At 57.9% G+C, this 21,638-nt stretch carries 26 protein-coding genes and 1 tRNA gene; 11 read left to right on the top strand and 16 right to left on the bottom strand.

What is annotated here, in order from left to right; translation table 11 throughout:
* Positions 1 to 81: 81 nt before the first annotated feature.
* The 3 genes from ada to ACFSAG_RS12415 all read right to left on the bottom strand — a co-directional run bounded on the left by ada (position 82) and on the right by ACFSAG_RS12415 (position 2,336).
* Positions 82 to 1,125, bottom strand: coding sequence for a bifunctional DNA-binding transcriptional regulator/O6-methylguanine-DNA methyltransferase Ada (gene ada, locus ACFSAG_RS12425; protein WP_381515248.1), 1,044 nt, complete (start codon positions 1,123 to 1,125; stop codon positions 82 to 84).
* Positions 1,118 to 1,594 carry a DUF1203 domain-containing protein gene (locus ACFSAG_RS12420; RefSeq protein WP_381515245.1) on the bottom strand — a complete coding sequence of 159 codons (477 nt, stop codon included), beginning with the start codon at positions 1,592 to 1,594 and terminating at the stop codon, positions 1,118 to 1,120. The genes ada and ACFSAG_RS12420 overlap by 8 nt, the downstream gene beginning before the upstream one ends.
* An 82-nt stretch (positions 1,595 to 1,676) precedes the next feature.
* A complete protein-coding gene (locus ACFSAG_RS12415) occupies positions 1,677 to 2,336 on the bottom strand; it encodes a dienelactone hydrolase family protein (protein WP_381515241.1) in 660 nt (219 codons plus the stop codon).
* A 290-nt stretch (positions 2,337 to 2,626) separates the two neighbouring features.
* On the opposite strand from ACFSAG_RS12415, the gene ACFSAG_RS12410 reads away from it, so the two are divergent.
* From ACFSAG_RS12410 to ACFSAG_RS12390, 5 genes are read left to right on the top strand one after another with little or no spacing between them, the layout of a single operon-like run.
* The gene (locus ACFSAG_RS12410) at positions 2,627 to 3,193 is read left to right on the top strand and encodes a F0F1 ATP synthase subunit delta (protein WP_374613581.1); all 567 of its coding nucleotides are present in this window, start codon (positions 2,627 to 2,629) and stop codon (positions 3,191 to 3,193) included.
* 3 nt (positions 3,194 to 3,196) lie between these two features.
* Positions 3,197 to 4,726 (top strand): F0F1 ATP synthase subunit alpha, encoded by a 1,530-nt coding sequence (atpA, locus tag ACFSAG_RS12405; protein WP_381515340.1) that lies wholly within the window; start codon positions 3,197 to 3,199, stop codon positions 4,724 to 4,726.
* A 12-nt stretch (positions 4,727 to 4,738) separates the two neighbouring features.
* Entirely contained in the window at positions 4,739 to 5,617 is an 879-nt protein-coding gene (locus ACFSAG_RS12400; RefSeq protein ID WP_374613579.1) for a F0F1 ATP synthase subunit gamma, read from the top strand.
* 28 nt (positions 5,618 to 5,645) lie between these two features.
* Positions 5,646 to 7,235, top strand: coding sequence for a F0F1 ATP synthase subunit beta (gene atpD, locus ACFSAG_RS12395; RefSeq protein ID WP_374613577.1), 1,590 nt, complete (start codon positions 5,646 to 5,648; stop codon positions 7,233 to 7,235).
* A 48-nt stretch (positions 7,236 to 7,283) separates the two neighbouring features.
* Positions 7,284 to 7,538, top strand: a complete 255-nt coding sequence (locus tag ACFSAG_RS12390; RefSeq protein ID WP_381515237.1) for an ATP synthase F1 subunit epsilon — start codon at positions 7,284 to 7,286, stop codon at positions 7,536 to 7,538.
* 14 nt (positions 7,539 to 7,552) lie between these two features.
* On the opposite strand, the gene ACFSAG_RS12385 is transcribed toward ACFSAG_RS12390, so the two are convergent.
* The 6 genes from ACFSAG_RS12385 to ACFSAG_RS12360 all read right to left on the bottom strand — a co-directional run bounded on the left by ACFSAG_RS12385 (position 7,553) and on the right by ACFSAG_RS12360 (position 14,072).
* Positions 7,553 to 8,593 carry a glycosyltransferase family 4 protein gene (locus ACFSAG_RS12385; protein ID WP_381515234.1) on the bottom strand — a complete coding sequence of 347 codons (1,041 nt, stop codon included), beginning with the start codon at positions 8,591 to 8,593 and terminating at the stop codon, positions 7,553 to 7,555.
* Positions 8,586 to 9,470, bottom strand: a complete 885-nt coding sequence (locus ACFSAG_RS12380; protein WP_381515231.1) for a sulfotransferase — start codon at positions 9,468 to 9,470, stop codon at positions 8,586 to 8,588. Before ACFSAG_RS12380 ends, ACFSAG_RS12385 begins: the two co-directional genes overlap by 8 nt.
* Entirely contained in the window at positions 9,467 to 10,360 is an 894-nt protein-coding gene (locus ACFSAG_RS12375; RefSeq protein WP_381515228.1) for a hypothetical protein, read from the bottom strand. Before ACFSAG_RS12375 ends, ACFSAG_RS12380 begins: the two co-directional genes overlap by 4 nt.
* A 2-nt stretch (positions 10,361 to 10,362) precedes the next feature.
* Positions 10,363 to 12,006: a hypothetical protein gene (locus ACFSAG_RS12370; RefSeq protein ID WP_381515225.1), complete on the bottom strand. Its 1,644-nt coding sequence runs from the start codon at positions 12,004 to 12,006 to the stop codon at positions 10,363 to 10,365.
* A 27-nt stretch (positions 12,007 to 12,033) separates the two neighbouring features.
* Positions 12,034 to 13,044 carry a glycosyltransferase family 2 protein gene (locus ACFSAG_RS12365; protein ID WP_381515222.1) on the bottom strand — a complete coding sequence of 337 codons (1,011 nt, stop codon included), beginning with the start codon at positions 13,042 to 13,044 and terminating at the stop codon, positions 12,034 to 12,036.
* Between the two features lie 152 nt (positions 13,045 to 13,196).
* On the bottom strand, positions 13,197 to 14,072 hold the full coding sequence (locus ACFSAG_RS12360) for a DMT family transporter (RefSeq protein WP_381515220.1): 876 nt from the start codon (positions 14,070 to 14,072) through the stop codon (positions 13,197 to 13,199).
* Between the two features lie 189 nt (positions 14,073 to 14,261).
* On the opposite strand from ACFSAG_RS12360, the gene ACFSAG_RS12355 reads away from it, so the two are divergent.
* Positions 14,262 to 15,809 carry a CpaF family protein gene (locus ACFSAG_RS12355; RefSeq protein WP_374613563.1) on the top strand — a complete coding sequence of 516 codons (1,548 nt, stop codon included), beginning with the start codon at positions 14,262 to 14,264 and terminating at the stop codon, positions 15,807 to 15,809.
* Between the two features lie 98 nt (positions 15,810 to 15,907).
* Positions 15,908 to 16,207: a hypothetical protein gene (locus tag ACFSAG_RS12350; RefSeq protein WP_381515217.1), complete on the top strand. Its 300-nt coding sequence runs from the start codon at positions 15,908 to 15,910 to the stop codon at positions 16,205 to 16,207.
* Positions 16,208 to 16,264: 57 nt separating this feature from the next.
* Here ACFSAG_RS12350 and ACFSAG_RS12345 read toward each other — a convergent pair.
* The 4 genes from ACFSAG_RS12345 to ACFSAG_RS12330 form a co-directional block, all read right to left on the bottom strand.
* Positions 16,265 to 16,341, bottom strand: a tRNA-Arg gene (locus tag ACFSAG_RS12345).
* Positions 16,342 to 16,375: 34 nt separating this feature from the next.
* On the bottom strand, positions 16,376 to 16,858 hold the full coding sequence (locus ACFSAG_RS12340) for a DUF1178 family protein (protein ID WP_374613560.1): 483 nt from the start codon (positions 16,856 to 16,858) through the stop codon (positions 16,376 to 16,378).
* A 4-nt stretch (positions 16,859 to 16,862) separates the two neighbouring features.
* Positions 16,863 to 17,123 (bottom strand): glutaredoxin 3, encoded by a 261-nt coding sequence (gene grxC, locus ACFSAG_RS12335; RefSeq protein WP_374613558.1) that lies wholly within the window; start codon positions 17,121 to 17,123, stop codon positions 16,863 to 16,865.
* 27 nt (positions 17,124 to 17,150) lie between these two features.
* Entirely contained in the window at positions 17,151 to 17,900 is a 750-nt protein-coding gene (locus ACFSAG_RS12330) for a double zinc ribbon domain-containing protein (protein WP_381515213.1), read from the bottom strand.
* A gap of 109 nt (positions 17,901 to 18,009) precedes the next feature.
* Between ACFSAG_RS12330 and ACFSAG_RS12325 the strand changes: the two genes are divergently transcribed.
* Positions 18,010 to 18,771 (top strand): class I SAM-dependent methyltransferase, encoded by a 762-nt coding sequence (locus ACFSAG_RS12325; RefSeq protein WP_381515210.1) that lies wholly within the window; start codon positions 18,010 to 18,012, stop codon positions 18,769 to 18,771.
* On the opposite strand, the gene ACFSAG_RS12320 is transcribed toward ACFSAG_RS12325, so the two are convergent.
* Positions 18,768 to 19,166: a (deoxy)nucleoside triphosphate pyrophosphohydrolase gene (locus tag ACFSAG_RS12320; protein ID WP_381515337.1), complete on the bottom strand. Its 399-nt coding sequence runs from the start codon at positions 19,164 to 19,166 to the stop codon at positions 18,768 to 18,770. The genes ACFSAG_RS12325 and ACFSAG_RS12320 overlap by 4 nt on opposite strands.
* 101 nt (positions 19,167 to 19,267) lie before the next feature.
* Between ACFSAG_RS12320 and ACFSAG_RS12315 the strand changes: the two genes are divergently transcribed.
* From ACFSAG_RS12315 to ACFSAG_RS12305, 3 genes are all read left to right on the top strand, one after another.
* Entirely contained in the window at positions 19,268 to 19,444 is a 177-nt protein-coding gene (locus ACFSAG_RS12315; protein WP_374613553.1) for a Flp family type IVb pilin, read from the top strand.
* A 101-nt stretch (positions 19,445 to 19,545) separates the two neighbouring features.
* Entirely contained in the window at positions 19,546 to 19,710 is a 165-nt protein-coding gene (locus ACFSAG_RS12310) for a Flp family type IVb pilin (RefSeq protein WP_374540294.1), read from the top strand.
* Positions 19,711 to 19,885: 175 nt separating this feature from the next.
* The gene (locus ACFSAG_RS12305; RefSeq protein ID WP_374613552.1) at positions 19,886 to 20,293 is read left to right on the top strand and encodes a PilZ domain-containing protein; all 408 of its coding nucleotides are present in this window, start codon (positions 19,886 to 19,888) and stop codon (positions 20,291 to 20,293) included.
* Positions 20,294 to 20,297: 4 nt separating this feature from the next.
* On the opposite strand, the gene pgl is transcribed toward ACFSAG_RS12305, so the two are convergent.
* On the bottom strand, positions 20,298 to 21,005 hold the full coding sequence (gene pgl / locus ACFSAG_RS12300; protein WP_381515205.1) for a 6-phosphogluconolactonase: 708 nt from the start codon (positions 21,003 to 21,005) through the stop codon (positions 20,298 to 20,300).
* 16 nt (positions 21,006 to 21,021) lie between these two features.
* Positions 21,022 to 21,636: a bifunctional 4-hydroxy-2-oxoglutarate aldolase/2-dehydro-3-deoxy-phosphogluconate aldolase gene (gene eda / locus ACFSAG_RS12295; RefSeq protein WP_374613548.1), complete on the bottom strand. Its 615-nt coding sequence runs from the start codon at positions 21,634 to 21,636 to the stop codon at positions 21,022 to 21,024.
* Positions 21,637 to 21,638: the final 2 nt, after the last annotated feature.

The following is a 21,638-nucleotide window of genomic DNA, read 5'->3' as shown; positions in this document are numbered from 1 at the left end:
TAGTATTAATGCATTCGCGATGTAAAATCGTTGCAATACCGTTAGCTAGCCATTGGACGCACCGGTCGGCGATGCGGGCAGCTAAAGCAGCGTCTTCTGCGCAACGCTTTCATTCCCCTCGCGTTCGAGCAACCGGGCCTTGCGCTCCAGGCCATAGGCATAGCCGCCCAAGCTGCCATCGCTGCGGATCACCCGGTGGCACGGAATAAGCACCGCGACATTGTTTGCACCATTGGCCGAACCGGCGGCACGCACCGCCCCCGGCTTGCCCACCGATGCAGCGATATCCGCATAAGTGCGCGTTTCACCGATCGGAATGCGGCGCAATTCCTGCCATACGGCTTCCTGGAATGCGGTGCCCGCGACGTCCAGCGGCAGGTCAGGCATGCGCGATGGATTTTCGACGGCTTGAACGGCGCCCTCTATCCAATCCTGCATTGCATCGTCGGCGGGAAGCAAGTGTGCGCTGGGGAAACGCTGGCGTAGTGCAGCCTGATCTTCATCAAAGGATAATCGGCAAATGCCCTTTTCCGTTGCGGCGACAAGCATTGGCCCGAGCGAGGTGGAAACCACCGACCAGCGGATGGATGTACCGGCACCGCCGTTCTTCCATGCGCTCGGTGTCATGCCCAGCCGGGCTTTGCTGTCTTCGTAAAACCGGCTCGGGCCTGAATAGCCCGCTTCATAAATCGCATCGGTTACCCGCGCTTCGCTTTCCAGCGCCAAGGCGGCGCGGCGCGCCCGTTCGGCGCGGGCAAAGGCCGCAGGCGTCACCCCGGTTGCGCGCTTGAACAAGCGATGAAAGTGGTGCGGGGCATAGCCAACGCCCGCTGCCAACAACTCCAAAGCCGGCGGTTCTTCAGCCCGCAACATTTCAAGCGCCTTTACCAGCGCGACTTCATCGCGACCGGCGTCGTCAGGCAGGCACCGCTTGCAAGCGCGCAAGCCATGCTCGCGGGCCGCAGCGCCATCGTCAAAGAAGCGGACGTTGGAACGCGCCGGATGGCGCGCGGCGCAACTGGGGCGGCAATAAATGCCTGTCGTCAAGACGCCGGTAACAAATCGGCCGTCAAAACTCCGGTCACGCCGCATCACAGCTGCCCATGCGGTATCAGCGTCAATCATCGTGGGTCCGTTCTATCGCTGCGGAAAAACAGCCATGCGCAGCGTTGTGCGCATGAATATAGGCGATCTCTGAACTGTCGAATAGTTCGCGAATCCGCAAATCCGCTTCACCCGGAAGAGCGAGCGTTGCGTTGCGCAAATTCCCGTCAGCATCAAAAGCCCGCAGAGCAATGGGGCGGCCTTCAAACACCGGTGGCGTGCGATCAATATATTCGGCTGCAGCTTGCGCCTTTTCGCGAACATAAATCGCATAGGCCGATCGATAGGGCGTCGCGACATCGTGACTGACATGATGGAACAGGATCAGGCTTTCGCCTACTTCCGCGTCCTCCAGTGACACGCGGCAGGGGAAGCCCCTGCTCGCGGTTGCGGTCACCCTGCGGGCGTTCATTGAGGCAAGTTCAACGTCGCTCATCGCAAACATATGCGCATGTGCGGCAGGAACGAGTCCGGCAATCTTATAGGTCATGGCTTCATCCTCATCTTAAATGTGGATTTCGCCATTAGCCATGCGCGCCCGCTACCGCGTCCCGATTCTTGCTTTCAAAATTTCAGCCGCCACAGGCCTTGAACAAGGCCAGCGTCCTCTCGCGGGCCAGTTCGGAGCTCGGCTCATGATAATCCTTGCGCCGGTCGCTATTGAAACCGTGATTGGCGTCGTAAACAAAAATCTGCGCGGTCGGGTGCGCCTTTTCGATCAGCGCCTCGACACCCTCCATCGGGATGCCTTGGTCGAAGCGGCCGAAATGGGCGATGGTGGCACAGCGCGGGGCTTCGTTCGCAAAAATGGTCGGAACCATGCTGCCATAATAAGAGGACGCGGCGGCGAGATCGGGGCTGATTTGCGCCATCCGCCAGGCAACCGAGCCGCCATAGCAATAGCCGGTGATGAAGACTGGACCTTTGTCCTTCAACGCGTCGATGCAGGTCTGTGCATCGGCGAGCGACTGGTCAAACGGATGCAGCTTGCGCGCCAGCTCAACAGCTCGCTCGAATTCCGGGCCGGTATAATCGCATTCGAAACCGGGATGTTCTCGGTCGAAGAGCGCGGGCGAAAGCACTTCATAGCCATCCGCCGCATATTCATCGCACAGGTCGCGGATATGATCGGTGACGCCAAAGATTTCCTGGATCAGCACAAGCCCGCCACGCCGTTCGCCTTCGGCTTCTGCATGATAGACAGCAATCTCTGCACCGTCAGACATTTTCATTTTGGTCATTTGGCCGTTCACATCATTCTCCTGATAGCATCGCCCTGAACTTGTCTCAGGGTCCAACTTGTTCCCATATTCAACGGACTGAGTGGTCCAATGAATGACGAAACTGCAAGTCACCAGCGGTGAAACAAGTTCAGCATGACGATTCCTTTTAGACAACCCCAAACCACCATCTTGCGTCGCAGCAAATCCCCTGCTACCGGCCCCTCGACTTTGTGAGGGAACGATTCCCTTGCGCTTCAGTCGCGACATATAATCCAGTCTGTACAGGGACACTAAAACGCGTGGATAACTCCGGCGGCAATCAGGCTAATGTGCAAGCCAGCCTTGCAGGGCGGTATGCTACCGCTTTGTTCGATCTGGCGCGCGAGGCAAAGGCAATCGACGCAGTCGAAGCCAGCCTTGCAAAGGTGCAGAAAGCGCTGAGCGAATCGAGCGAATTTGCCTCGCTCACGACCAATGCCTCAATCTCGCGCGATGCAGCCAAAAAGGTTGTCGCCGCGATTGCCAAGACGCTGAAGCTCGATGCGCTGACCGCAAAAACGCTCGGCGTGCTTGCCGACAATCGCCGTCTCGCAGAAACCGCCAGCGTTGCCCGCGCCTTTGCGTCGCTCGCATCGGCGCATCGCGGCGAAATCACTGCAGAGGTCACGAGCGCGCACGCCCTGTCGGCTGCGCAGATGAAGGCCCTGTCGGCCAAGCTTAAAGAGCGTGTCGGTCGCGATGTCGCGATCAGCGCCAAAATCGATCCTGCGATCCTCGGCGGCCTGACCGTCAAGATCGGCAGCACCCTGATCGACAATTCGATCAAGACCCGTTTGAACACTCTCGCGAATGCGATGAAAGGCTAAATGATGGATATCCGCGCCGCAGAAATCTCAAAGGTCATCAAGGACCAGATCGCCAATTTCGGCAACGAAGCGCAGGTGAGCGAAGTCGGCTCCGTGCTTTCGGTGGGTGACGGTATTGCCCGCATCCACGGTCTCGACAACGTCCAGGCGGGCGAAATGGTCGAATTCGCCAACGGCATCAAGGGCATGGCGCTCAACCTCGAAGCGGACAATGTCGGCGTCGTGATTTTCGGTTCGGACGCGGAAATCCGCGAAGGCGACACCGTGAAGCGCACCGGCACCATCGTGGACGTTCCGGTCGGCAAGGAACTGCTCGGCCGCGTTGTCGACGGCCTCGGCAATCCGATCGACGGCAAGGGTCCGCTCAAGACCACCAAGCGCGCCCGCGTTGAAGTCAAGGCGCCCGGCATCATCCCGCGCCAGTCGGTGAACGAACCCGTTCAGACCGGCCTCAAGGCGCTCGACGCGCTCGTCCCCGTCGGTCGCGGCCAGCGCGAGCTGATCATCGGTGACCGTCAGACCGGCAAGACCGCCGTCGCCATCGACACCTTCATTAACCAGAAGGAAGTCAACAAGGGCAACGACGAGTCGAAGAAGCTGTATTGCATCTACGTTGCCGTCGGCCAGAAGCGCTCGACCGTCGCGCAGATCGTCCGCGCGCTCGAAGAAAATGGCGCGATGGAATATTCGATCGTTGTCGCCGCAACCGCTTCGGAGCCCGCTCCGCTGCAGTATCTCGCGCCCTACACCGGCGTGACCATGGGTGAGTATTTCCGCGACAACGGCATGCACGCCGTTATCGTGTATGACGACCTTTCGAAGCAGGCCGTTGCTTACCGCCAGATGTCGCTCCTTCTCCGCCGTCCGCCGGGCCGCGAAGCTTATCCCGGCGACGTTTTCTATCTCCACAGCCGTCTTCTCGAGCGCGCTGCGAAAATGTCGGACGCCAATGGCGGTGGTTCGCTGACCGCACTTCCGGTCATCGAAACCCAGGCTGGCGACGTTTCGGCTTACATTCCGACCAACGTGATTTCGATCACCGACGGCCAGATCTTCCTTGAAACCGACCTTTTCTACCAGGGTATCCGCCCGGCTATTAACGTCGGTCTCTCGGTAAGCCGCGTCGGTTCGGCCGCACAGACCAAGGCGATGAAAAAGGTTTCGGGTTCGATCAAGCTTGAGCTCGCCCAGTATCGCGAAATGGCGGCCTTCGCCCAGTTCGGTTCGGACCTCGACGCTTCGACGCAGAAGCTTCTGAACCGTGGTGCGCGCCTCACCGAATTGCTGAAGCAAAAGCAGTTCAGCCCGCTGCCGTTCGAAGAGCAGACCTGCTCGATCTTCGCAGGCACCAACGGTTATCTGGATGGCATCCCGACCAGCGACGTGACCCGCTTCGAAGAAGCGATGCTCGCCGACCTGCGTGCGAACCATGCGGATATCCTGAAGGGCATCCGCGACAGCCGCGACTTCAGCGACGACAGCAAGAAAGCGCTGGTTGCCGCTCTCGACAAATTCGTGAAGACCTTCGCCTGATAGGAAAAGCCCATGGCCAGCCTTAAGGCCCTGAAAATACGGATCAACTCGGTCAAATCGACCCAGAAGATCACCAAGGCGATGAAGATGGTCGCCGCCGCGAAACTGCGCCGTGCGCAGGAAGCGGCGGAAGCATCGCGCCCTTATGCCGAGCGTATCGAAAAGGTCGTCTCGAGCATCGCATCGAAGGTGACGGTCAGCGACCAGACGCCTAAGCTGCTTGCCGGCACCGGCAAGGATGATGTGCACCTGTTCGTTGTCGCCACCAGCGACAAGGGCCTTGCGGGTGCGTTCAACACCAACATCGTCCGCCTCGCCCGTAAGCGCGCCGAAGAGCTCAAGGGCCAGGGCAAGACCGTCAAATTCTACACCATTGGCAAGAAAGCCAAGGATGGCCTTGCACGCCAGTTCAAGAACGACATTGTCGAAAGCGTTGAACCGGGCGATTTGGGCAAGCTGGGTTACGACACCGTCAAGGGCTGGGCCGATGATCTGATCGGGCGCTTCGAAGACGGCGAATTCGATGTCGCGCACCTGTTCTTCAGCAAATTTGTGAGCGTCCTGACGCAGGAACCGACCGAATTGCAGCTGATGCCGGTTGCACTGTCGAATGACAATGCACCCGCTGGCGTAGGCGCTTCGGTTGAATATGAACCCGATGAGGAAGAAATCCTCGCCGACCTGCTGCCGCGCAACGTTGCCGTGCAGCTGTTGCGCGCCAACCGCGAAAATGCGGCGTCGGAGCAAGGTTCAAAGATGACCGCGATGGACAACGCCACGCGCAACGCTGGCGACATGATCAACAAGCTGACCATCCAGTATAACCGCACCCGTCAGGCTGCGATCACCACCGAACTCGTAGAAATCATTTCGGGCGCCGAAGCGCTCTAAGACATCCGAAAAGGCAAGGAAGACGAACATGGCTACCGCCCCGAAGAAAACCGCTGCAAAGGCCGCCGCTCCCAAGGCTGCTGCCGCCAAGGCTGCCCCGGCAACGAAGGCTCCGGCTAAGGCCGCTGCTGCACCCAAGGCCCCCGCGAAAAAGGCTGCTGCGCCTGCCAAGAAGGTATCGGCTGCTGCAACTGGCCGCGTTTCGCAGGTCATCGGTGCTGTCGTCGACGTTTCGTTCGACGGTGAACTGCCCGCAATCCTTTCGGCACTCGAAACCGACAACAATGGCAACCGCCTCGTCCTCGAAGTGGCGCAGCACCTCGGTGAAAACACCGTGCGCACCATCGCGATGGACTCGACCGACGGTCTGACCCGCGGCCAGCCCGTGACCAACACCGGCGCGCAGATCTCGGTTCCCGTCGGCCCGCGCACCCTCGGCCGCATTCTCAACGTCGTTGGCGAGCCGATCGACGAAATGGGCCCGGTTGATACCGACCTCAAGGCGCCGATCCACGCCGAAGCTCCGCTGTTCGTCGACCAGTCGACCGAAACCGAAATTCTCGTCACCGGCATCAAGGTGATCGACTTGCTCGCGCCTTATGCAAAGGGCGGCAAGATCGGCCTGTTCGGCGGCGCAGGCGTCGGCAAGACCGTTCTTATTCAGGAACTTATCAACAACATTGCGAAGGGCCACGGTGGTACTTCGGTGTTCGCCGGCGTGGGTGAGCGTACCCGCGAAGGTAACGACCTTTACCACGAATTCCTCGACGCCGGCGTTATCGCCAAGGACAAGGACGGCAAGCCGACCCCCGATGGTTCGAAGGTTGCCCTCGTATTCGGTCAGATGAACGAACCCCCGGGTGCGCGTGCACGCGTTGCTCTGTCGGGCCTCACCATCGCTGAATATTTCCGCGACCAGGAAGGCCAGGACGTTCTGTTCTTCGTCGACAACATTTTCCGCTTCACCCAGGCGGGTTCGGAAGTGTCGGCGCTTCTCGGCCGTATTCCTTCGGCCGTGGGTTACCAGCCGACCCTTGCTACCGACATGGGCCAGCTGCAAGAACGCATCACCTCGACCAACAAGGGTTCGATCACCTCGGTTCAGGCCATTTACGTTCCCGCGGACGACCTTACCGACCCTGCACCTGCGGCTTCGTTCGCCCACTTGGACGCAACGACCGTTCTTAACCGTGCGATTTCGGAACTCGGCATCTATCCGGCAGTTGACCCGCTCGACTCGACCTCGCGCGTGCTGACCGCCGCCGTCGTTGGTGACGAGCATTATGAAACCGCCCGCCGCGTTCAGGAAACGCTGCAGAAGTACAAGTCGCTGCAGGACATCATCGCGATCCTCGGCATGGACGAGCTTTCGGAAGAAGATAAGCTCACCGTTGCCCGTGCGCGCAAGATCCAGCGCTTCCTGTCGCAGCCGTTCCACGTTGCCGAGGTCTTCACCAACATCCCCGGCAAGTTCGTGCAGATCGAAGACACCGTGAAGTCGTTCAAGGCTGTCGTTGATGGCGAATATGACCACCTGCCCGAAGCTGCCTTCTACATGGTTGGCGGCATCGACGAAGCAGTCGAAAAGGGCAAGAAACTGGCTGCTGAAGCGGCTTGATTTACCTCAGCCCCTCCCGCTTGCGGGAGGGGTAAGGATTGAAAAAACATGGCACTGAATTTCGAACTCGTCACCCCGGAACGCCTCGTCCGCTCGGAAGAGGTCTATATGGTCACCGTACCCGGCGCTGAAGGCGATTTCGGCGTGCTTGAAGGGCACAGCCCGATGATCTCGACGCTGCGCAGCGGCGAACTGGCGATCTACAAGTCGCAGGGTGCTACGCCCGAAACCATCACGCTCGATGGCGGCGTTGCCGAGGTCAATGAAAGCGGCCTGACAATTTTGGCTGAAAAGCTGGGCTAACGCGCCGCAACATTTCAGAAATACGCTGCCGTAGTATCGGCGGCAACGCGATCCCAATCATATTTTTGCTGCGCGAAAACCATAGCAGCGGACACAAAGCGTGTTCGCTCACTCGCGCTCCACTTTGCAATTGCGCCGATCTGGTTTGCCCAGGCTGCTGCGTCGCCCGCGTGAGCTAAAAAGCCCAGCTCCGGTGTGACCACTTCGGCAAGCCCGCTGTGCGCTGACGCAATCACCACCCCGCCACAAGCTGCTGCTTCAGCAGCCACAAGCCCAAAGCCTTCCGACGTTTGGCTGGGTACGAGAACGCACATGGCCCTCGCATATTCGTTGGCGAGTTGGTCCGATCCCAAAACGCCCAGATATTCAACCTGCGGATGTTTCAGCAACTCAGCTTCTTGCTGATCCCATACCGATCCCGCAACGCGAACGCATGTCGATTCATCGAGCAGAGGCAGGACTTCACGAATGATAAATCCCAGCCCCTTGCTGGGGGTAATCCGCCCAGCGAACAACAATGCGCCATTATTGCCAGTCGGGACGGATTGCGCCTTAAGTGTTGTCGCTAAAGGAACGACGACTACATCCGAATAGCCCTGCGCGCGGGCCAATGAGGCGATCCATTCCGAATTGGCCACCAGCTTTGCCCTTTTGAGCAAATGCGCGCCTAGGCGGATGTATGCCCGGTACAGCCGCGATGCGATGCCGCTGCCGTTGGCGAAGTTGACATCCGACCCATGCAGCGAAATCACGATCTTGCTTTTCCGGCCCCGCACAGATGCGATCCATGCCAAGGGCCAGATAGCCAGGTCACCGGCATGCGTAATAGTTGTGGGTTTGCGGAAAATCATGCGAACCGCTGTAGAAAATCCGAACCACAGCATGGCCGGCAAAGTCGGAACCGCGCCGCCTTTGCGGCCCGGTAGTGCGATAATGGCCAGCCGCCCAAACCGGCCAAGGCGCTGCGCCAATTCCCAGCAATAGGTCTCCATCCCACCCATTGCCGGCGGCCATTTGCGCGTGATGAAAAGGATTGATGGCGGAAGGTTATCCATGCGAAGCCAGCAAACGCGGATAGCCGAAATGGTCCATCAAATCCCCGCACAGTTCATCGACGGCTTCTTTGTCGGAACGGGACCAATTCTGCCATTCAGAGCCATTGGCCGCGCTTTGGTTACGCCGGTTCCGCGTGAAATCCGTTAAGTCGCCAACATCGTACCGACGTTCGGGAAATACACTGACGAACTCGACCAACTCTGCCATCGCGGCCGACTTATCCACGAAAATGTCTTCGAACCGAAACAACTTGCAGTTTCCATCGCGCACTGCACCATCAACAATCCTTTGATTGATCGTGCGCCATTCCCACGCCAGCCGCGCAACCGGTGACATCTGGTTCCAACGGTCGGCCCATTGCCAGTCTCCAATACGTCCAGGAGTGAATGGGCCAGGCGGCAAGCGATATGTCCAGTGCACGCCGCTGCGGCTTTTTTCGTGGGCGAACCATGATCCGATCCATTGTCTGGGATCGCGCACCACCCCGACGGTGCGTGCGCCGGGGAATATGGCTTGGATGTCACCGGCGAACATCCACCAGCGCCAATAGCTTTCGATTACAAGATTTGCGCCAAGCCGCTGATGATAGGCTTCGCGTTCACGCCGCATTTGTGCAGCGCATTGTTCAAGCGATTGTTCACCGGCAAGATACCGCGTGCCTGCGCCGCGTAAGCCGGTAAGGCCAAGACTGCGGCCGACAATCATGTGCCACAGCCCGAAATCGCGGATTCGCTGCACACTCAAGCGGTTGAACCCGTCGAACATATCGACTTCATGTTCGGACCAGCAATCGTCAATCAGGCTCGAAAGCATGTCTCCCAGGAACTTGGTTCCCGTTCGTCCGCCCGACGCGATGAATACCAGATGTTTATTCACGCCTTGGCCCCATTGTGTCGGGGTTTCTCAAAATGATCAGGCAAGGTCAGCGCCGCCGACACGGCGATACCCGTCAGGCGGTTAACGGCTACCGCAAGGAATGCAGCCGCAGGTGCCATCGCCATTTGCGGAGCGACCAGCGCGGCCAAGCCTTCGCTGATACCCAAACCTGCCGGTGCAATCGATGCGGCAGAGCCTGCAATCATTGCAAAAGCAAAAGGCAAAGCATCAAGCAGCCCTAACGATACAGCTACAACGGCAAAGGCACATTGCAATCTGATCGTGGTCAGAACCAACCCGAACAAGCGGTGCATTAACGTCAATCCGGTATTCACCGGCCCTGCCATGCGCCACAACCAACCGACACTTGCCAATGAGGCAAACATACCTGTGACAGCGATCACCGCGCCCGCGGGATGATCGCGCATAGCGAGTTCAAGCCCCGCACCCGAGGCCGCTAGCGCAATCCAGAGACCGGCACCTGCCAGTACCAAAGCCGCGCTTCTTCCGGTATTCACACCCGCCTGAACCAAACCGGCAGTGCGGACGATGGCACCACCGGGCAATGGAAGTGCTTCGGCCAGTTGGGCGTAATTGTTGATTTTCCAAGCCGTGCCAAAAGACATTGAGGTTCCCGCACTTCGCCCAGCGAGCAGCATACCCACCGCACCATAAGCAAGGCTTAGGGGTGAAATCACCACTGCAAGGATCAACCAATAGCGAAGATCGAGATCGGTAATCGCGATGTTGAGCTGCGCAAATGACCAGACCGTGCCGCACAGCACAAAGACCAGCGCCGACAGGCCGATGGGCGTCCGCCATTTGGCGATTTTCGATCGGAACCACGTAACGGCCGATCCAATTCGAGCAACTGGCAGAAAATCGAACATGATCAAAATGGCGTCCAGAAACTCTCGGTCGGCGCGGGTTGGTCAGGTACCTTGATATTATCACCCCAGACCAAGCGGGCATCTCTCTCTATGGTCGATACCTGATATGTGCCACGGTCGAGTTGCACGACATCACCGGCAGCATATGTTTTGCCATCGATGACAAGCTCTGAATCCTTGACCGTATAAGGCCCCGGCACGCGGATTTCGAAAGCATCGACTTTGCTTCCACCCGCAAATTTGCCGCCTGCAATCCAGTACGGCCCCCAAAGGTGGATGTAGGTTGCACGCATTGCAGCGGCATCTTCGGGTTTGAATTCCAGTGCAGGTTCGTCAGTTGTCAAAAGCCGGGTGAACATCGGATCATTGTCCATCACCAGAGGAACCACCTTAGTGGCGAGCAGCGTGCGGATATCCGGCACAATGCCAGCCTTGTATAATTCGATGCCCCACGGCGTCATGAAATTATTGGCTTTGGGAAATTCTCCAAGAAAGGCGCAAAAATCAATATAAGCCACCTTTTGCGGGAACATCTTTTCGGCAGCCGCCATCAAGGTGCGCTGATTGCGGATCGGCTCGGCACTCTCCTTGCTCCACAGCATCAGAGCCGTGACCGCGAACAATCCGGCCACAAGCCATGTTCCAAACTTACGGCGCAAATCGGCGATAACGATGCTGCACGCGGCAACGACGGGCGGCAGCATGAAGGCGTAATAATAGGGCGCCGTATTATGGTAGAAGAAAAGTGTGAACAGCGGCGCGAACAATCCCGCCAAGGCAATGCGCTGATCGAGCGAAAAAGACGATCGCAGCAGCGAACCCGGAAAAATGACAATCACCGCCGCCAGCACAGGCGCCAGCAGAACCTGTTTTAGCGCGTAGATCAGATAAGGCGGTATGCCGAGGATGAACATCTTCTCGGCCGATGTGCTGATCACCGTTCGTGCAGCAGCATCGCTATTCACACCCAGTCCGGAGGAATGGAAGAAATACAGCAAGGCGAATGTGGCGACAGTTACCAATCCGGCACCTGCCAGACGGTATATCCACTGCAGGGATTTGCCCTCTTCCTTCCACCGCAACCATGCTACGCCGGCAAACGCGGGGGCGAAGAGGATGATCTTGATCGTGATCATCGCCGAAGTACCGAGCATCAGCCCGACCGCAAAAATCGCTGGCCAGCGCATCCGGCTGCTCAAAAGCAACCAAAGACTAGCCATCAGCAAGCCCGCGGCCATCGGATCGGCGCGAAATGAAAAGCCGTGCTGGAAGACAAAGCCGCCCGAAATATAGGCGGCGGCACAAATCAACCCGGTTACCCGGTCGGTAAATCGCGCGGCAATTCCGGCAATTGATGCCGCCGCCAGCAATTCAAATCCGAACATTGCAAAACGGATGATGATCGTATGGTCAATTCCATTTCCCGGAATGTCGAGTACCCAGCCGAACATCCGCGTGTGTAGCGTCTGCAACGGTCTTGTAAGCGTACCATTGGCCAGCTGGTGCAGTTGGCTATAATGGAAAAATTCATCCCAATGGATCGAACGCTGCCAGATCAGGGGAAACTGCATGCCGATGACAATCGCCAGCGCAACGGCTGCGATTGACCAACCGTGCTTTTCAGCAGCGACCTTTGAAAGGGTCATTACTTTGCCCCTGCCAACGCCGCGCAGTTAAGCGCGTCGCTTTCGCGGTAATTCGGTGACGGCGCTATCGCCATTTTCCAGTCGTTTCCGCACTGCTACAAGCTCGTCTTCGAGGTTCCGCATCCGCTTCAGCGAGGTTTCCAGAAGTTTGCGATTGGCGCCAATAAGATCGGCTAGAACGCCCATCAGGCTGGTAATTACACCCAAAGTAACCAGCGAACCGCCCAGCACAAGCGACTGCAAGTGTCCGTTGCCGTCCCCATTGGCCCAGAACCAAAGAAAGCGTAAGACCGGCATCGCACCAATAACCGCGAGCGCCAGCCCCACACTCACAAAAGCCCGCAACGGGTTGTAAGTTGTATACGCCCGCGCAATCGTCACCATCTGTCGCGAAATGAATTGTGGAATTGATTTGAACAACCGCGAAGGGCGTTCGGTGCGGTTGGTACCTACAGGAACGCTGACCACTTTCATCCGCTTGCGGCCAGCCTGGATAAGCATATCGGTTGTGTAGCTGAACTCTGTGGTGATGTTGATCCGTTGCGCAGCCTCGCGGCTGATCGCGCGAAACCCGCTTACGGCATCATTGATATCTGTGCGCGACAGATAGCGCACCACAGCGGTACCAAGCCGCTGAAGTCGACGTTTGATCGGGCCGAAATACTGGTTGCTGGCGACCCCGCGGTCCCCAACTACGATATCAGCTTTGCCCTCTAAAACGGGCAAGACCAATGCTGGAATAGCGCCGCCATCATATTGGCCATCGGCATCAGTATTGACGATTATGTCCGCGCCCGCAGCTAGGCACGCATCCAGCCCAGTCATGAATGCGGCCGCAAGCCCGCGGTTGGTCGCATGGCGCACAACGTGGTGGACGCCCCAGCGGCGCGCAACTTCAGCTGTTCCATCGCTGCTGCCATCGTCGATGACCAGCAATTCAACCTTATCGATGCCCGGAATTTGTCGCGGAATTGCCAGCAGGGTCGAAGGCAGGCTCTCAGCCTCGTTGAAACATGGAATCTGGATAATCAGTTTCATCAAACTTCGCCTCGCCCCGGCTACCAACTTGTGTGCGGCACCCTATTTGCTTTGCATCCCGCCAGTGGCGAATTGCCTTGCATTCAGCCTAGGCGAATTGTGGTTAACAAACCGTTATTTGCGGCTGGCGACTATGGTCGCCGCGCACGGTTTCAGGCGGCACGCTGATTGCGCCACATGATAAGGCCGGCGCACACGATCAACGCAGCCCCACCCAAAGCAAGCGCATCTGGAAAATGCTGGAACACCAGTGCATCGATGAGCAATGCGACCGGAAGCTGGATATATACGGCTTGTGCCGCATCGGCAGCAGTACCGCGCGTGGTGCCGAGGTAGATCAACCGGTGCGCCATGGTCGCCGTTATCGCGACGATCGTGCACCGCAGAATGACCGACCAATGCGGCCAACCAACACTCAACTGCTCGATCCCTGACATATGGCCGGCAAACGTGACCAGCAAAAGAATCGGAGCAGCCGTGGCCGCCAATATCCATTGCAACGCCATCGGCGATCCGGTGCCGGCAGCAAGGCGATTGAAAATCATCATTGCTGAAAAAGACACCGCCGCAATCAGCGGCAACAGTGCAACCAAACCCAGTTCCGCCAGATTGGGACGCAACACCATCGCCACTCCGGCCAAGGCGACCAACGTTGCAAGCCACGAGGCGCGTTGCAGATGCTCTCGCAAGACAACCGCAGACAGCAAGGCAGTAATTACCGGGCTAACGAAAACGATCGCCGTGGCTTCTGCCAATGGCATCAGGAACAGGCTGAAAAAGAAAACGACCGAAGATGTGGCGACCGAAAATCCTCGCCCGAACTGTACCCATGGCTTTGCAACGCGCAGCGCCTGTCCGCCCTGGGTCGCAGCCACAAAGCTGGCCAGCAGCGGAACCGCGATCGAAAATCGCAGCGCGGCAATCGCCGGTGCAGGCCACATGCCCGCCATCGATTTGATGATTGCATCTCCACAGGTCAGCAGCGCGAAACCCGCCAGCGCCATTGTGAAACCTGAGGATGATCGCATCGCTTACCTATAGGACAGGGAAAAGCGGGCCGAATGGCTCGCAACCCTGCCCTAGCGTTTCGGATTGTAACAAAAAAGCGATAGTTTCACCGCCGGGCAGACAAACTTGTACGCTTCATTACCCATTTATTCACCATTTCCGGATAGCACCCAGTCCCTACAGATTTTGCAACAGCATATGGGGTTCCAGTGAGCGCATTTGGCAAACGACCGGGATTGAACAGCAGCCGGCCCGCTTTTGGTGTCGCGCGTCCCATGTCTGGTGGAGCTACTCCTGCACCTGCTGCACCCACAGCCGCACCGGCTGCCTATCGACCCGAACAGGTACCAGCCCAAGTGCCGCCGCCAGGTGGAGAACAATTCCCGCCGATCGAATCGCTGGAGCTGGCGCCGAGCAGCGCATCCGCCGAAGCGATGATGCGATTGGCCGAACGTGCTGCAGGGCCGAGCGAAGCCAACGCAAGCAACGAGGGCTTCGAAGCTTCGGTTCACAAGATCAAGGAACAGGTGCTTCCGCGCCTACTCGAGCGCGTTGACCCTGAAGCCGCTGCCACACTTAACAAGGAAGAACTGACCGAGGAATTCCGGCCGATCATCCTGGAAGTGCTTGCCGAGCTGAAACTGACCCTCAACCGGCGTGAGCAATTTGCACTCGAAAAGGTGCTCGTTGACGAACTGCTCGGCTTTGGTCCGCTCGAAGAATTGCTGAACGATCCCGATATTTCCGACATCATGGTCAATGGGCCGTTCCAGACCTATGTCGAAAAAAAGGGCAAGTTGCAGCTTTCGGGAATCCAGTTCCGCGATGAAGAGCATCTGTTCCAGATTGCCCAGCGCATCGTCAACCAGGTCGGCCGCCGCGTTGACCAGACCACGCCACTCGCCGACGCCCGCCTCAAGGACGGCAGCCGTGTGAACGTGATTGTGCCGCCGCTTTCGCTGCGTGGCACCGCGATCTCGATCCGTAAATTCTCCGAGAAACCGATTACCATCGACATGCTCAAGGGCTTTGGATCGATGAGCGAACAGATGGCGACAGTTCTGAAAATTGCCGGCGCCAGCCGCATGAACATCGTCATCTCGGGCGGTACCGGTTCGGGTAAAACGACAATGCTCAACGCCTTGTCGAAAATGATCGATCCCGGCGAACGCGTACTAACCATCGAGGACGCAGCGGAACTTCGCTTGCAGCAGCCGCACTGGTTACCGCTCGAAACCCGCCCGCCAAACCTCGAGGGCGAAGGCGCGATTACCATTGGTGACCTTGTGAAAAACGCCCTGCGTATGCGCCCTGACCGCATCATCCTGGGCGAAATTCGTGGCGCCGAATGCTTCGACCTTCTCGCCGCGATGAACACTGGTCACGATGGCTCGATGTGTACGCTCCACTCCAACAGCCCGCGCGAATGCCTTGGCCGTATGGAAAACATGATCCTGATGGGCGACATCAAGATTCCGAAAGAAGCAATTTCGAAACAGATTGCCGACTCGGTCGATCTGATCGTCCAGGTAAAGCGCTTGCGCGACGGCTCGCGCCGTACCACCCAGATTACGGAGGTGATCGGGATGGAAGGCGACGTCATCGTGACGCAGGACCTGTTCAAGTTCGAATATCGCGACGAAGATGCCGACGGCAAAATCATCGGCGAATTCGTATCGGGCAGCGTGCGCCCCTATACACTCGAAAAGGCGCGCCAATTCGGTTTCGACCAGCCTTATCTCGAGGCCTGTCTGTAATATCGTGCAATTAGGTGATGTTGGCTAATTCCGCTTGCATCACCTGACCCTGCTGCATAGCTTGTCCTTTCCGGAATCCATCCGGGGAGGAAGATTGCATGAAAAAATTCACGAAAGTAGCGGTCGCTGCGATTTTGCTCGCCCCGCTTGCTGCCTGCGGCACCCAGGAAGCCGACAAGGCTGCTGAAGAAACCGGCGAAGCAGTTGAAGCAACCGGCGAAGCAGTTGATGCTGCTGCCGAGGAAGCTGTTGATGCTGCCGAAGGTGCAGCAGATGCTGCTGGCGACGCAGCTGCTGAAGCAGGCGCTGAGGCCAAGGAAGCCGCTGGTGACGCTGCTGCAGCTGCTGGCGATGCCGCAAAGGCTGCTGGTGACGCTGCCAAGGAAGCGACCAAGTAAGCTTTCAAACTTTCCGATAAAAAGCCCGCCCGGCCCAGCCGTGGCGGGCTTTTTTATTGGTGCGCCCGACAGGATTCGAACCTGTGGCCCCCAGATTAGGAATCTGATGCTCTATCCTGCTGAGCTACGGGCGCGTTGGTTTGGCCTTAGCGGCAGGGGCCGATAGCGTCAATTTTTGGCGTCGGGCGGCACAAAAGGCAGTGGCAGAGGCGCGACGGAAATGCCTTCTTCGTGCAGGTCGCGGGCATCTTCTATTGTCGCACTGCCATGGATGATGCGGTCGGGCGCGTCACCATAATGGATTGCCCTCGCCTCATCGGCAAAACGATCACCTACCCAATCGGACTTTTCGAGCATTTTTTCCTGCATTTCAGCAAGCTTGCCGATCATTTCGACCATTTCTGCGGGCATTGCGGGCATATTGGCAACCGCGACCGCTTCGTCTGTTTCGTTTTTGCCGGGCAATGCGGGGGCCTGGTTGCCCTTGCGGCCAACATTGGGGGCCATTACCGCTTTTTCGACCGATGGATCGCCGCATACCGGGCAGGAAAGCAGACCGCCCAGCCGTTGCATGTCAAAATCGGCAGAAGATCCAAACCAGCCTTCAAACCGGTGCGATCCAGCCTTGCAGATCAGATCATATGCAATCATCGGGTCAGTTTCCCGCCAGCATCGGATCCAGCTTGCCGGCCGATTCAAGCGCCATCAGGTCATCGCAACCGCCGACATGGTGCCCGTCGATGAAAATTTGCGGCACCGTGGTGCGACCATTGGAGCGTGCGAGCATGTCATCGCGCGCCGGGCCGCCAGTCGCATCCTTTTCGGTGTAGCTGACGCCTTTTGAATCGAGCAGCGCCTTTGCACGATAGCAAAAGGGGCATGCAAATTTGGTGAAGATTTCAACAGTGGCTGTCATGCCCTACAGATGGGAATATGCCCGGCTCTAGTCAAGTGAGTGTTCGAGTGCATCGGGCAAAACCCGGGCCCAGCAGAAAATCGTAACGCTGGTTGCTCCTGCCTTGCGCAAGATATTCACGCAGGCGTCGGTCGTGGCGCCGCTGGTGTAAACATCATCCACCAGCACAATCGCCCTGCCTTTGACCAAATTCTTGCACGCGGCCCGTATCTGGAATGCGCCTTTGACCATTGCCGCACGTTCGCGCGCGGAAAGGCCGCCCAGCGGCCGGGTCCGTCGGGTGCGCTGCAACAGGTCGGGCATATGTTGGTGGCCGGAATTGCGCGCGAGTTCTGCAGAAATCAGCGCAGATTGGTTGTACCGCCGGCTCCACAAGCGCGTCCAGTGCAGCGGAACCGGGGTGATGATCGCATCATCGGGAATCGCGCGTGCATATCGCTGCAGCATTCGCGCTATCATCCGCGCTAGGCCGATTTTTCCGCCATGTTTCAGCTTCAGTGCTATTTCGCGCGTGACATCGCCATAAGCCGCCACGGCTTTGACGCCCGCATGGCGCGGCGGGCTATTGAGGCAGGCCGCACATTGCGTACCATCAGCAGCGGCGTAAGGCAGCGGCAAATCGCAAGTGGCGCAGGCCGGTTCGGACAAAAGCTGCAGTTTTTGCCAGCATTCTGCACAAAACTGGTTCTGCTCGGGCGTGATCACGCCGCAAGCCGGGCAGCGCGGTGGCAACGCGAAATCGACCAGAAATTTCAACGGAACAGCCATGGCCTGCATAACATGCTTGTCGGATATAAAGGCGCACGGCACAAGCGCCCGCATGAAACAGGCAGCCCCGCCCCAAATCTTTGACAACAAGAGGCGTCACGCGCTGCGTTTTCGCGCGATGGCTAGGGATGTCGGCAATCACTTCCTTTGGAACATATTGGCCGAGGATCTTGCCGATCGCCTGTCGTGCACCACCCGCAACTTTGAAAAATGCCTTCTGATCGGGCCGCTCACCAGCCAGGCCGATATGATCATTGGTGCCAAAGCGGCCGATATCACCTGCCTGCCACTCGCCGATGAAGACCGCCTCGAAGTCGAGCAGGGTGATTTTGACCTGATACTATCAGCCGGTACCCTCGACAGCGTCAACGACCTGCCAGGCGCGCTGGTCCAGATCCGCCGCGCCTTGCGTCCGGATGGCCTTTTCCTTGGTGCGATGTTCGGTGCCGGCACGCTTGCCAGTTTGAAAAAGGCCATGATGCTGGCCGATGGGGCAAGGGCAATGCCGCACATCCACCCGCAGGTCGAGCTGCGCTCTGCCGCCGACCTGCTGGCGAGAGCTGGGTTTGCGATGCAAGTGGCGGACAAAGTGGGCGCTGATGTGCGCTATTCGGATTGGCGGCGACTGGTCAATGACTTGCGCGACGCGGGAATCGGCAATTGCCTTGCCGGGCCGCGCGCATATCTGGGCCGGGGCTATGTTCAGCAGCTCGACGCAGCGTGGGGCAGCCTGATGGATGTCGAGGGCAAGGTGAGCGAGCGCTTCGAATTCCTTCACCTCAGCGGTTGGGCACCCTCGCCCGACCAACCAAAAGCGGCTCCACGGGGCAGTGGAAAGGTGTCGTTGGCGGCTTTGCTCGATAAATCCGGCAAGCTTTAGTCGCGCAAAATTCGTTCCAGCAGGTCAATAAGCGGAAGATCGGCGGGAGGCATCGGCAAGCGGTACATGTCTTTTACCGCAAACCAATCAAGCTCCTGCCCTTCAAGCGGCTGCGGCGTACCCTGCCATTCCCGGCAGCAATACAGCAGCAAAAGCAAATCCTTGTCGCGAATCTTGGCGCTTGCAAAGCAAGTCGGGGCCAGATTCTGAGGATCAACGCTAACCCCAAGCTCTTCATCCAGCTCGCGCGCCAATGCCGCCTCGGCCTGTTCTGAAGGCTCCAACTTGCCTCCGGGAAACTCCCACAAGCCCGCCATATCGCGGCCTTCCGGACGCTTCTGGAGCAAAATCAGCCCGTCGGCCCTGATGAGTGCTGCTGCTGTGACGATCAACATTGTCGGATTTTTTTTCAATTTCGTTGCGGTTGGAAAGTTTTTGTTAACGGCTCTGTGAAAAAAGGCGAGTGTCGTAACCATGACATGAACAGGACCATCTCATGTTGAAATTTGTTCGAGGCATCGCAAGCTGCCAAGTGGGAGCGACAGCAGTGGAATATGGACTGATACTGTCCCTGCTCGTCATCGCAATGATGGCCGCATTGGGCAATGTAGCAGGCTCTACCACCGGAATGTGGAACGACGTGTCAAACGACATCACGGACGTTGCCGGTTAATCGCTAGATTAACGATTTGGTAGGAGAGTCTGTTTTATCGGTTCATGGACAGTTGGATATTTTCTGACTGCCCGGGTGAATAGTTGAACAGGAGACCTGACATGAAGATGATCAAAAAGCTTTTCAAGAATGAAGAAGGTGCAACCGCGATCGAATACGGCCTGATCGCCGCTCTGATCGCCGTCGCTGCAATCGCTGCGATGTCGAGCCTCGGCAACAACCTGTCGAACACCTTCAACGACGTGAACAACGAACTCGACGGCTAATCGTCGGTTTGCCTGATCTGACCAGGTCGGGCATCGTAGAAAAAGGGGGCGGGAACCACATGGTTTCCGCCCTTTTTCTTTGCAATTACGACCAGCGCATTAACCAATTGGCGACCATTTGCCGTTAAGAATCACAACTGCAATAAATGCCAATTCATGCTGTTAGACAGATGCAATGAACAAGCCGGTCGATCTTATTGAAACGGACAGTGCCCAAGGCAAGCCGCGGTCGCAAGATCGCAACAGCTTGTTTTTAAAAGCTGTCCTGCGTTTCCCTACCAGTGGTGCGCAAGGCGAAGTTCGCGTTCGCAACCTTTCTTCAGGCGGCCTGATGGCGGAAGCGCCTTTGCAGGCAGCTCGCGGCGAAGTCGTCGAGATTAACCTCAAAAATCTGGGCTGGATTACGGGCAAAGTCGCCTGGGTTGCCGAATCGCGTTGCGGCATTGCTTTCGACTATCCCGTCGATCCGCGTGCAGCACGTCAACAAATTGGCTGCGGCAACATTGATGAGACGATGCCGCTTTACCTTCGCAAACTGAACAACCAGGCTGCGATGTCGAAAGCTCCGCTACGCCGGATCTGAAAAATCAGCCGTTCAGGCAGTAAATGTCGACTGGAACGGTCAGCGCATCGATAACGCGACCCACCGGATAAGCCGATTTCGCGCCTTCCTCTATCGCTTGCTCAAGCACCTGCTGCTTATCGGCACCATTGATGACGATCATCGTGGTGCGCGCCGATGTGATCGCCGGCAGCGTGAGCGTTACACGATCGACAGGAGCTTCGGGCGGCAACGGATCGGGGCGAACACCAATCGCGTGCACACCCTTTGCCGGGTTCAATGCTTCACCAAGGTCCGGGCCCGGGAAGATCGAGGCGGTATGCCCGTCTCCACCCATACCCAGCCACACCAGATCAGGCGGCCAGTGAAGGTCTTGCAGCCGCGCATTTGCGGCGCTGCCTGCCAGTTTATAGTCCGCAGCCTCGCTGTTCAGCGGCAGCACGCGAGCACCTTTTGGCAGGAAAATCTTTGCCAGCATGGCAACATTCGACAAAGGATCGCTGACGGGAACCAGACGGTCGTCGGTCGGGATGATCGTTACGCTTTTCCAGCGCAGCGGTGCAGCGGCCAGTTTTTCGAGGATCGGCTTAGGTGTATTTCCGCCGGGAAAAGCCACCAGTGCCTGCCCGCGCGCATCCAGCGCGCTTTCGATGATAAAGGAAACATCACCGACAACCGCGTCAATCAGCTCTTCGGCCGAATCAAATTCCCACCACTCGATTTCCTCGGCCATAATTCCTTTTCCTCGATTATCGCGCGAGTGCGGCAGCCGCGCGTGCCGCAGCCTCTATGGCTGCAACATCAGGGGTTCCTTTAGCAACAAGCCAGCTTCCGCCAACACATAAAATCTCGGGAACGGCAAGCCAATCGGCGGCAGTTTCAAGTTTGATGCCGCCAGTCGGGCAGAATTTGCATTGCCCGAACGGCCCGATGAGCGCCTTCAATGCAGGCAAGCCTCCATTGGCTTCTGCAGGGAAAAATTTGAAATGGGTAAGGCCAAGGTCAAGCCCGCGCATGATATCGCCTGCATTCGCCACGCCCGGCAGGAATGGGATGCCCTTTGCAACAGCAGCTGCGCCGAGTTTATCGGTCAGGCCCGGCGAAACGATAAATTCGCTTCCGGCAGCGATCGCGCTTTCGAGGCCGGCAACATCGACCACGGTTCCAGCGCCGACAATCGCCCCGGGCACTTTCTTCATTTCGCGGATTGCATCAAGACCAGCCTCGGTTCGAAGCGTGACTTCAAGGACGCGGAGCCCGCCTGCGACCAGCGCCTCGGCAATGGGTTTCGCATGGGCCACATCGTCAATCACCAATACGGGAATGACAGGCGCAGTGCGCATGATGGTTTCAATCGGCTTCATTG

Source organism: Sphingorhabdus buctiana (genome assembly GCF_042680825.1).
GTDB lineage: Bacteria > Pseudomonadota > Alphaproteobacteria > Sphingomonadales > Sphingomonadaceae > Sphingorhabdus_B > Sphingorhabdus_B buctiana.
Note: the sequence above shows the minus strand (reverse complement) of the source record. Positions and strands in the feature narration are given on the sequence as shown.